This is a genomic window from Paraburkholderia sp. J7, assembly GCF_905220155.1.
Taxonomy (GTDB): domain Bacteria; phylum Pseudomonadota; class Gammaproteobacteria; order Burkholderiales; family Burkholderiaceae; genus Paraburkholderia.
In genome coordinates this window covers 1-9,477 of record NZ_CAJMYZ010000056.1, presented here as the reverse complement: position 1 = coordinate 9,477, position 9,477 = coordinate 1, and the positions used below count along the sequence as shown (strand labels likewise).

The 9,477-nt window shown below is 56.1% G+C and carries 10 protein-coding genes and 2 pseudogenes; 7 read left to right on the top strand and 5 right to left on the bottom strand.

Going from position 1 to position 9,477, the window contains the following annotated elements; genetic code table 11:
- Positions 1-154: 154 nt before the first annotated feature.
- From U5A58_RS40150 to U5A58_RS40140, 3 genes are read left to right on the top strand one after another with little or no spacing between them, the layout of a single operon-like run.
- Positions 155-592 (top strand): DNA cytosine methyltransferase, encoded by a 438-nt coding sequence (locus U5A58_RS40150; RefSeq protein WP_321931496.1) that lies wholly within the window; start codon positions 155-157, stop codon positions 590-592.
- On the top strand, positions 475-942 hold the full coding sequence (locus U5A58_RS40145; RefSeq protein ID WP_321931495.1) for a DNA cytosine methyltransferase: 468 nt from the start codon (positions 475-477) through the stop codon (positions 940-942). Before U5A58_RS40150 ends, U5A58_RS40145 begins: the two co-directional genes overlap by 118 nt.
- Complete coding sequence (locus tag U5A58_RS40140; RefSeq protein WP_321917608.1) at positions 855-1,211, top strand: hypothetical protein; 357 nt, start codon at positions 855-857, stop codon at positions 1,209-1,211. Before U5A58_RS40145 ends, U5A58_RS40140 begins: the two co-directional genes overlap by 88 nt.
- 591 nt (positions 1,212-1,802) lie before the next feature.
- Here the strand turns inward: U5A58_RS40140 and U5A58_RS40135 are convergent.
- The gene (locus tag U5A58_RS40135; RefSeq protein WP_321917591.1) at positions 1,803-2,564 is read right to left on the bottom strand and encodes an IclR family transcriptional regulator; all 762 of its coding nucleotides are present in this window, start codon (positions 2,562-2,564) and stop codon (positions 1,803-1,805) included.
- A 291-nt stretch (positions 2,565-2,855) separates the two neighbouring features.
- Between U5A58_RS40135 and U5A58_RS40130 the strand changes: the two genes are divergently transcribed.
- Together U5A58_RS40130 and U5A58_RS40125 are read left to right on the top strand one after the other, a co-directional pair.
- Positions 2,856-3,926, top strand: coding sequence for an aromatic ring-hydroxylating dioxygenase subunit alpha (locus U5A58_RS40130; RefSeq protein WP_321917593.1), 1,071 nt, complete (start codon positions 2,856-2,858; stop codon positions 3,924-3,926).
- 3 nt (positions 3,927-3,929) lie between these two features.
- Positions 3,930-4,910: a PDR/VanB family oxidoreductase gene (locus U5A58_RS40125; protein ID WP_321931494.1), complete on the top strand. Its 981-nt coding sequence runs from the start codon at positions 3,930-3,932 to the stop codon at positions 4,908-4,910.
- 54 nt (positions 4,911-4,964) lie between these two features.
- On the opposite strand, the pseudogene U5A58_RS40960 reads toward U5A58_RS40125, so the two are convergent.
- From U5A58_RS40960 to U5A58_RS40105, 4 genes and pseudogenes are all read right to left on the bottom strand, one after another.
- Positions 4,965-5,099 (bottom strand): annotated as a pseudogene (locus U5A58_RS40960) (winged helix-turn-helix transcriptional regulator); the annotation flags it as partial.
- Positions 5,100-5,531: 432 nt separating this feature from the next.
- Positions 5,532-5,717, bottom strand: a pseudogene (locus U5A58_RS40115) (IS110 family transposase); the annotation flags it as partial.
- Positions 5,718-5,752: 35 nt separating this feature from the next.
- Positions 5,753-6,724 carry a PDR/VanB family oxidoreductase gene (locus U5A58_RS40110; protein ID WP_321917595.1) on the bottom strand — a complete coding sequence of 324 codons (972 nt, stop codon included), beginning with the start codon at positions 6,722-6,724 and terminating at the stop codon, positions 5,753-5,755.
- A gap of 179 nt (positions 6,725-6,903) precedes the next feature.
- Positions 6,904-8,004: an aromatic ring-hydroxylating dioxygenase subunit alpha gene (locus U5A58_RS40105; RefSeq protein WP_321917597.1), complete on the bottom strand. Its 1,101-nt coding sequence runs from the start codon at positions 8,002-8,004 to the stop codon at positions 6,904-6,906.
- Between the two features lie 243 nt (positions 8,005-8,247).
- Between U5A58_RS40105 and U5A58_RS40100 the strand changes: the two genes are divergently transcribed.
- Both U5A58_RS40100 and U5A58_RS40955 read left to right on the top strand, forming a co-directional pair.
- On the top strand, positions 8,248-8,715 hold the full coding sequence (locus tag U5A58_RS40100; protein ID WP_321917599.1) for a MarR family transcriptional regulator: 468 nt from the start codon (positions 8,248-8,250) through the stop codon (positions 8,713-8,715).
- 131 nt (positions 8,716-8,846) lie between these two features.
- Positions 8,847-9,224: a phage integrase family protein gene (locus tag U5A58_RS40955; protein WP_408602549.1), complete on the top strand. Its 378-nt coding sequence runs from the start codon at positions 8,847-8,849 to the stop codon at positions 9,222-9,224.
- Positions 9,225-9,477: the final 253 nt, after the last annotated feature.

Below are 9,477 nucleotides of genomic sequence, written 5' to 3'. Positions count from 1 at the left end.
CGGGTAGCGTCAGCATTTGTATTCAATGGAGACGCGTACAGATGCATTGGGCTGTCCGGTCTGCTGGACTAAGCCTTTGAGGGGCCGTCGCGAAAATTCGCGCGCTCCCGCTGTAAACGAGCGCCGGTTCCGCCAAGCGGAGCACTAAGAGTGGATCTATTTTGGCCCGAATCTCAGCAACCAGTGGGAACCCGTTCGCAAAAGACAGTATGCGAGTGAGATTTATCGGGCACACTGGCAAGATGGTGCTCACCTGAATCAAGACATTGCCGAGGTGCTCAATTCGGAAGCAGGGCGCGCGGCAATTCGAGAGGCTCGACCTGACGTTGTGGTCGGCGGGTTTCCTTGCCAGGACCACTCCGTGGCCAAACCGCTCTCGTTGGCTCGCGGTATTGAACGCACGCAGGGCAAGCTTTGGTGGTCAATATCCGAGCTACTGTGGCAACGCCTCGAAGACGGAAGCCCGTGCCGTACATCGTCCTCGAGAACATTGACCATCTCATTTCATTTCCGGCGAGTTGCCCCGGACGAGACTTCGCCATGGTACTGTCAACACTCTGCGGCATGGGCTATGCAGCAGAATGGCGCGTAGTGAGCGCGGCGGACTACGGCTTTCCGCAGAGCCGGTGGCGCACTTTCACCGTCGCCTATCATGTGACCACTCCGCTCGCGTACCGAGTAGTCTTGAGCCTCCACAAGGGAAGCGAGGGCTGGCTTAGCGAATCTGTGTTGAGCCGCGCGTTTCCGGCGGTACATGTTCATGGGTGTGATGTGAGAGCGCCGGCATATGCTATGCGACACGAGCCGCTCGAAGAGCAGATGTTCTATCGGCCCCTGTCGAACGGAGCGGTCTCATGGTCGGGACGGATGTGTGGACTGCGCAAGCGAAACCGAAAGCCTTTGATGATTTCGCCGTGTTTACTGGTTCGGCAGGCGCGATGACGCTAGGCGACGTTGTCCGCAAGACAGGGCCTATGCCTACAGCCTTCTACATTAAGCCGGAGGATGAAGCGAAGCGGTTGGCTGCAAAAGGGGTGAAGCGGGTTCCTCGCCTCAAGAACGGCTTTGAGTACGAATATACGAAAGGTGCGATGGCGTTCCCCGACCCTCTGGACATTCCATCACGGACCATCATCACGTCGGAGGGCGGCACCTCCGCGTCGAGGACGAAGCACGCGGTCAGGGAGGCTTCCGGCGTAATCGCCGCCTGACTCCTGAGGAACTTGAGGAGCTGAACGGCTTTCCTCGCGGATTCACCGACTATGCGGAAGCCTCGGACGCGATTCGAGCGACGCTAATGGCAATGCGCTCGTTGTTGGGCCGGCGACAAGGATTGGCGAAGCACTCAGTTACGCGCACACTAAAAGCTGTTGGGAGAACTGCTGAAATGCGCCGATGCCACCGCGCGGGTGCGGCTGTGTCGATGTCAACACCGTCGAGGTACGCCATGAGCATACGCACGCAATTGCCATGGAGATTAGGTATCCCTACCTTGCGCCCATTGCGCGCTTCAAAGCGATGGGCAGCCGTTACCTGTTTGAGGCTGAGTTCTGCAACCGCGGTGCCGGCGGGGAGAAAGGCATCGTCGAGAAAAACGCGTAGGACCGGCGCCGGCAGATCTGGCACGAAGCCGTGTTCCGTCGCTGAGAATCGCTCGAAGTCCTCAACGAATGGATTGCTTCGCGGTGCAATAAGGCGTGGCACCCGCGTCATCCAGCTTTAGTACCGACTGCTTGAGCGTGGTTGCGAGCGGCACCACAAAGTTCTGCTTCAGATAGCACCGCCGGGGTCAAGCGAGAACATCAGCCGGGAGCTGATATGACCTCGTCCGCTGCACTGGATATGCGAGCTGTAATCTCGCGGGCGGCACTCATTACGAGCTCCGCGCAGCCAGCTTCATCCATCCACTTTTGCCGTCGTTCTTCGAACACCAAAACCAAGCTCCCGAGAATTGCACGTCGATCGCCAAAGATGGGCGCGGCGATGCCCACAACTCCCTGGTTGACTTCTTCCTTCGAGACGTAGTACCCGCGTTTCTTGATGTGTCGGAAGTAACGTGCAAACTGTTCGAAATCAGTCGCGATGTGATCGATGTCATCGCTGTGCTGCTCGAAGATCGTCTTCAGCCTGGTCGTCGGCAGGTGAGCGAGTATCACTTTGGAGGCCGCGCCACGCAATATCGGCAGTGGCCGGCCTCGGCCAAACGTCACGAGAGAAGCTGCTTCGGGCGGTTCAATCTGGAGGTTGAACACTGTAGTCCCTAGCAGGTGGGCGAGAAATACGCCGCTTGCTGTCGCTTGCGCCAGCTCTCGCATGACCTCGGCACTAGCATTGAGAATCGGACTTGATTGGCGAAATTGGTATTCAAGCTCGATTACTCGAGCTCCGAGGGCGTAGCGAGTGCCCAGCTTGCCTAGAAATCCAACGCTGCTTAGCTCTTTGACATACCGAAACGCGGTCGGACGCGAAATGGCGAGCCGGTCGGCCATCTCCTCGACGCTAATCAACGGGGTCTCGGGTGTGAACAGATCAAGAACATCCATCATCTTTGCCAACTTGCTCATCGAGGTAGGGCCTTGCTCAAGGCGTTCCGCATTTCAGTTTGGTGACGGTCTCAGATTTTACCCAGGACACCAGTCGAAACGAGCCAACTCACTCCAGCGCTCGCGGATGCACGCCTCGGGACCCCGGATCTCGCCCTTCATAGGGTTATTCTGTAGGATAAAGTATCCAGAATAGAGATTCTATGTACTATAGTGTCGTTGAAAGTACGAAACATGACAGCCAAAATATCAAAAAATGAGATTATAAGTCTTATGTGAGTGCCTGACGCGAAATGTGTCCCGGGAGGAGAAATGTTCATAAGGAATTGCTGGTATGTAGCTGCGTGGTCGAACGAGATCGCTGAAAGCTCGCTTTTCGCGAGGACGATTTGTGGGGTGCCAGTTGTCTTCTGGCGCGACGAATCAGGCACGGTGCAGGCACTGGTGGATCGTTGTTGTCATCGTGGTGCGCCGTTGTCGTGTGGACGCCGCGAGGCCAACGGAGTTCGATGCATGTATCACGGCTTCAAATTCGATCGTTCAGGGAGATGCGTAGAGATTCCGGGTCAGGACCGGATCCCTGCTGCGGCGTTCGTGCGCTCGTTTGCCGTGATCGAGCGTCATCGCTGGGTGTGGATCTGGATGGGAAATCCGGAACACGCGGAGCCCTCGATTATTCCCGATACGCATTGGCTGGATGATCCGGGGTGGACGTGTACGCCGCCGGGATACATCCGTTATGAAGCGAACTACCGCCTCCTCAATGACAACTTGCTGGATTTCTCGCATTTGTCTTTTGTCCACCCGTCTACTCTGGGTGGGTCGGAGGAGTACGCGCAACTGCGATCCAAGGTGGATCGGCGTGAACGCAGTCTCCACATTACCCGCTGGTTCATGGATCGACCACCGGCGCCGTTCGTTCGGACCTTGGTCGGTCACGCTGGCAATGTGGATCGCTGGAATAACTACGAGTTTTTCATTCCAGGGGTCCTCGTGATGGACTCAGGTTTTGCACCGGCAGGGTCTGGCGCAGAAAAAGGGGATCGCAGCCAGGCGATCGAGTTTCGCCACTGTCAGGCAGTTACGCCGGAGACTGACGGAACAACGCACTATTTCTTCTCGCAGCCGAGGAGATTCGAACCGGACAATCAAGACGTTACGCGGTTGCTGCACGAGAGTATTCTTTCCGCATTCGAAGAGGACCGTGTGATCATTACGGCTCAAGAAAAAAACCTCAAGCGGTTTGATGACTTCAGGATGCTTCCCTGCAGTTTGGACGCAGCACCCACACAATTCAGGTGGATGCTGGATCAGGCGATCAGGGCTGAGAGTAGAGAGTCGCTTCCCGATGAAGTGCATTTGGATGCAAACAGGGGGCACTGAGTCATGGAGGTCGGCACGAAAAGTGGTATCGCCCGAAACGAAACGCTCTCGGTAGTTGTGGAAAGCGTGAGGGCAGTGGCCCGCGATGTGATCCAAGTCAGCTTGGTCGCACCAAGACAACGGTTGTTGCCGGATTTCACACCGGGCGCGCATATCGATGTCTTTCTTCCCGATGGGATGGTCAGGCAATACTCGCTCTGCGGCACAGCATCAGCCACACCTGTGCGCTACCACATCGGCGTCGCGCTTGTGCAGGAGAGCAAGGGAGGCTCAGCGCGGTTACACAAGTGGGCACGAGATGGTTTGGCACTCGGCATAGGGCGCCCGCGGAATAATTTTGTCCTTGAATCAGCGCCCTCATATTCATTTGTGGCCGGTGGAATCGGAATCACACCCATTCTATCCATGATCGCACAATGCAACGAAGCGGGCGTTGCTTGGAGACTCTTGTATCTTTGCAGAACGCCGGATCGTATGGCGTTCTCTGAAGAGTTGATCAAGCTGGATGCGGGGCGTGAGCGCGCCGTACTCGTATCTACCGATCAGCAAGGCATTCCTGATATCCAGTCATGGGCGGCAGATGGAGATGCCGGAGAGATGCTGTATTGCTGTGGCCCCTCCTCGCTGATAGAGGCTGTCGGATCAATTGCGCGCCTCACGCATCCGGGACTGTTCCGCGCGGAACGTTTTCAACGTCGGCAGGACGAGTCCGAGGCTAATGAGGCGTTTGAGGTGCAACTTGTCCGCTCGCGGAAGAATCTGAAAGTGCATTCCAATCAGTCGATCCTTGACGCTGTGTGTTCCGCCGGCATCGAAGTACCCAACTCGTGTAGGGAAGGGCTATGCGGCAGTTGTGAGACTGCTGTGATCGAAGGCATACCCGATCATCGCGACAGCGTTTTGAGCGACAACGAGAGGCGCAACGGAACGAGGATGATGTGCGTTTCGAGGGCCAAGACACCAGTTCTCTTGCTCGATCTTTAGGCTGCGGCCCACGAACGTCAACTCATAGTCCACACGCGGTGGGATGGTCGGGTACATCGTCCGGTTCACCAATCCATCCTGCTCCAATGCTTTCAGTGTCAGAGTCAGCATGCGCTGCGAAATGCTGCCCACTTGACGTTGGAGTTCGGTATATCGTAGCGGGCCTTCGCTCAGCGTGCCCACAACCATGACGGTCCATTTCTCGCCAATCCGGGCCAACACATCGACAACGGACGCGCAGACTGGGTGATCGTGCCCGCGCACATCTGTCTTCGTATCGATCATACGAGTGCCTTCTTGTGAAATCTTCTCTTCTAGACAGCGTCAAGCAGCACGCCGGCCAAGATAATTTTTATATGAACGCCCCCGATGCGCCAGTTTTTCTCGCGCGTTGAATCGACAGGATGGGTTGCAGCTTTATATGCGGCCTCAATGCAGCCTCATACGCTGCGGGCCCCGATGAAATCCGCTGACTCGCCCCTCATTTGTCGCACGAGCTGAACGCTCGAATTAACTTTCAGGTTCAGCGAGTCACGGTCCGACCTGTCTTGTCATCACGCTCGATTGCCAACGCAACCTTTCGACGTCATTCCTACAAGCTTTACCCTCTTGCTCGGTCTATCAAGCTGACTTTACTGCTGTATGAGCTGGATCGTACGGTCTGTCATGCGCGAGGATTGCCCAGATCGTTCGGGCAATCTTGTTCGCCAGCGCAACAGCGACTACGTTTGACGGACGTCGCTTCTGCAATTGCTCAGCCCATGGCCCCGCGTGCTTCCCGAGGTAAAGCACACTTCTCGCGCCATGGAATCACGACTAATACAACTAATTCGAGCGAATAGTTACAGATCGAGTACTAGCCTGGAAGACAGTGATCGCGAACAACACGGGAGAAATTGATCGTTTTTTTTCTGTTCTTCCGGGGAAAGATAAATATCCCTGTGATCAGGTTGCCCGGAGATTACGCGGGTCAGACAAGTTCCGCAAACACCCTGCTCACATGACGTCGGTATGTTTACCCCGTGCGCTGCTAACGCCTCTGCGACGGTTTGCTCCCGAGCAACACAGAGAACCCGCCCTGATTTTGCCAACTGGATTTCAAAACTCTTTTCGGTCGACAGACGAACAGGTTCCGCGTTGAAGAACTCGTAGTGAAGTCGATATTCCGACCATCCACTTTCCCTCGCGGCGGAAAGTACGGCGTCCATGAATCCCTTCGGGCCGCACACATAGACGTGCGACTGGTTTTGTCCCCTGCCAAGCACCTCTTCTAGCCGAAACTTTTGGCCATCGTCTCCGTCGTCAAAATGGAAATTCACCTTTGTCCGAAAGCGGGATCGGTCGATGTGATCGATAAACGCCATCCGCTCACGCGATCTAGCGCAATAATTCAACTGAAAGGAACGACCTTGCGCCGAAAGACTTTCGGCCATAGACAGAATCGGCGTTATGCCAATACCTCCGGCCAAAAGAATTATGTCCTCCGATATTTCCCCAAGTTCGAAGCAGTTCCTGGGTGCGCTAACGCGAATTTCATCACCTTCATGGACTGAGTCGTGCATCGCACGCGACCCCCCGCGTCCCGTCGCGTCCTTCAGAACCGCAATCTGATAACGATGAGTTTCGGTTGGGTCGTTGCACAACGAGTACTGCCGGACCATGCCTCCAGGCAGATGAACATCAATGTGCGACCCTGCGCTGAACGAGGGTAGGGGTGCTTGGCTCAAGCTTGTCAATTCGAACAGCGCGACGTCGAGCGCGATCGACTCTTTACGCGCAACCCGGACTTTAATATCTTCTTCCCTGCCCGCCATTTTTCAATCTCCTGCTCAAGGGCCGTAACGGCTATATTTGCATCAAGGTAGCGAATCCTTGAGACGATCATCCAGGCATGCCAGCCATCGTCGCCGATGGCGTGACTGATTCGAGGAGATTAGTCCCAGATGGATCCTTCAAACAGAAACCACCGGAGCCCGATCAACAGTTTAAAAGTTCATCGCCGCGTCAGTTCCATCTGGAGCGCTGGCGTCGCGTCATCGACCATGAGTGCGGGTCGATATACGAAGGTGGGATCTTCCTGTTCGCGCTTGATTAGCGCGTCCAGTAGTCGTCGTGTACGAATCGGTGCCTCGTCGACCTTCAAGGCAACTCGCGGCACCGCACCACCCAGTTTTTTGATCTGGGCCTGCTGGATCTCGAGGACTTCGGCGTCCTCGTCGAACGTCTGAGTGATGGCCTCGCAAACATCCTGTGTGAGGGTTTCATCATCAAGCCGTTTATTTCTGGCCACCGACCAGAAATAATGGCTGGATTCTTCCGTTTCGGGCGTGAGAAGGTGGCATACATGACTTCGATATGCGTCATCGGCCGAGGTCCCCACCGGGTAAACACCGAAGTCGGTCATGCAGATACTGGGGGCGAGACTGATTGCCGTTTGCCATCGATTAATCGGTCCACTATGATTCAGCACCATGGCGAAGAACGGGGGAGCGTCAATATCGGGCATCTCGCGATGAGCCTTTAGCAAACCTTCGCCCTCGATTGAAACCTTGACCGGATAGTTAGGGATGCATTCTTCGTGCCCCTGGCCGATCGTGCGGAGATGAACCCAGCTCTCGTGACCGAGGTCCATGAGATTGTCGACTGCAAGGCGGAAATTTGCCTTTACATGGTGGTAGCCCCGTGACGGCGTCCAATCTGGATGGTCATTCCAACGGATGTCAGGGATGAGATCGACGTCGGCTCGACCAGCGTCCCCGAGCCAAATCCACAGGAGGCCATGTTTTTCGCTGAGCGGAAAGCTGCGCACGCATGCCTGACTCGGCATGTGCGTTTGACCTGGCGCCAGCGTGCATAGCCCATCGATCCTGAAGCGCATGCCGTGATAGCCACACTGCAGTTCGTCTCCGACACGCGTCCCAGCCGACAACGGCATTAGGCGGTGGGGGCACAGATCTTCCAACGCTGCTACGCGCCCATCTGAATGGCGCAGCATGACGACCGGCGTGTCCAAAAATCGTCGGTCCACGACTTGACCGCCATCCAGTTCGCGCGAAAAGCCCGCGACGTACCACACATTTTTCAGCCAATTCACTTCATTCTCCTTCAAGTGTCTCGCCCCACAGGAACTGCAGAGGCGCGAATACCACCACGTCAGTGTCCACTCGTATGACTTAACGCAGGCTGCACTGACCAGGGCGGTCGATCAATTGCACTGCCGGTCATGGCGCACGACAAGCAACTCCGTTGCACGAATTACTTTGTATGCGTATGATCAGTATACGAACTATATGACCGTGTAGAATTCGGGTAATCCCCGAAGTCCCAGAGGACGGCAATGACCGAAACGTTTTTGAACATTGATATCTGCACCATGCCGGGTCACTTCGCGCGGCGGGTTCACCAGCTCGCTGTCGCCCTGTTCGTTCAGGAGGTTGACGATCTCAATCTCACGCCTATTCAATGTGCTGCCTTACTTACGATTTGCAATAACCCGGAAATCGACCAAAAGACGCTTGCGTCGCAAATTGGCATTGACACATCGACAATCGCAGGTGTTATAGATCGCCTGGAGGTCCGGGGACTGGTTGTTCGCAATGTCGCGCCGCACGATCGACGCGCGCGGCAAATTACGCCGACAGAATCGGGAGTCGAGATCGCCGAGGCCGTCGTGCCACGACTGGTTCGGTCGCAGGAACGCCTGCTTGAATCTCTATCGAAGGCCGATCAAAGGGAATTCATGCGTTTGATGAAGCTCCTCATAGACGCCAATACCGAACTGAGCAACGTACCGGCAAAAGACTAGTCGGCTGACTTTGCTCGATCTCCGCGATTGGTCCTCCGGCGCGGGTCAGTGGTGCAACGCAGCCGGTAGCGTCGAAATGCTCGCTGCGAATAGCAATACCGTCTGGCTGCCCCTCGATACCGGTCGTTTGCTTGTTGTTCGGTCGACTGACGGCAGTCGTCTGCCGCGCTTTGTGTTCAGCGCGGATCGGTACCTGCCCGGCGGCTGATGGACTCCGCACGATTGGTGATTGTGCGGTTCGTGTCGGTCGTCGGCGACGCCGGTGGCAACCGGTTCACGGGATCGGTGCGGCCGAGGCACGCCGCGTAGAGGCGCTCCTTGACAGCCATCCGGAGATAGGCGAGCGCGTATGCGCGCCCCTCGCCGCTGCGCCTGTGCAACTGCCTAAACCATGGGAAACATTGCGTGTTCCGGAGGAACTAAACGGAACCCTGGGCCAGCCAGCCTCCTTAACGCGAGCAATGACTATGAGGCCATGCAATCGTGGCTCTCGCTGCACGAGTCGCTAGGAACGTATCGCTAGGAAGGCCTACCCTTGATATCAATGCATTTTGCGACGGTAGGTTGATCTTGGTTTGATGCTGGTTTGCGAGGCGGCCCCGTTAAAATACCTCACCAAATCAGGCACTTTCTGTCTCCCTGTCGGGCCCTTTCCCTTTTTGATCGACCCGCCTAGGTTTTCGCACGCCGGGAGTGCCGCTTGCCCCGCGCCCGTCGGGCGGAACTCAAGTGGCGGCGCGCCGATGGAAATTACTGCCGTTT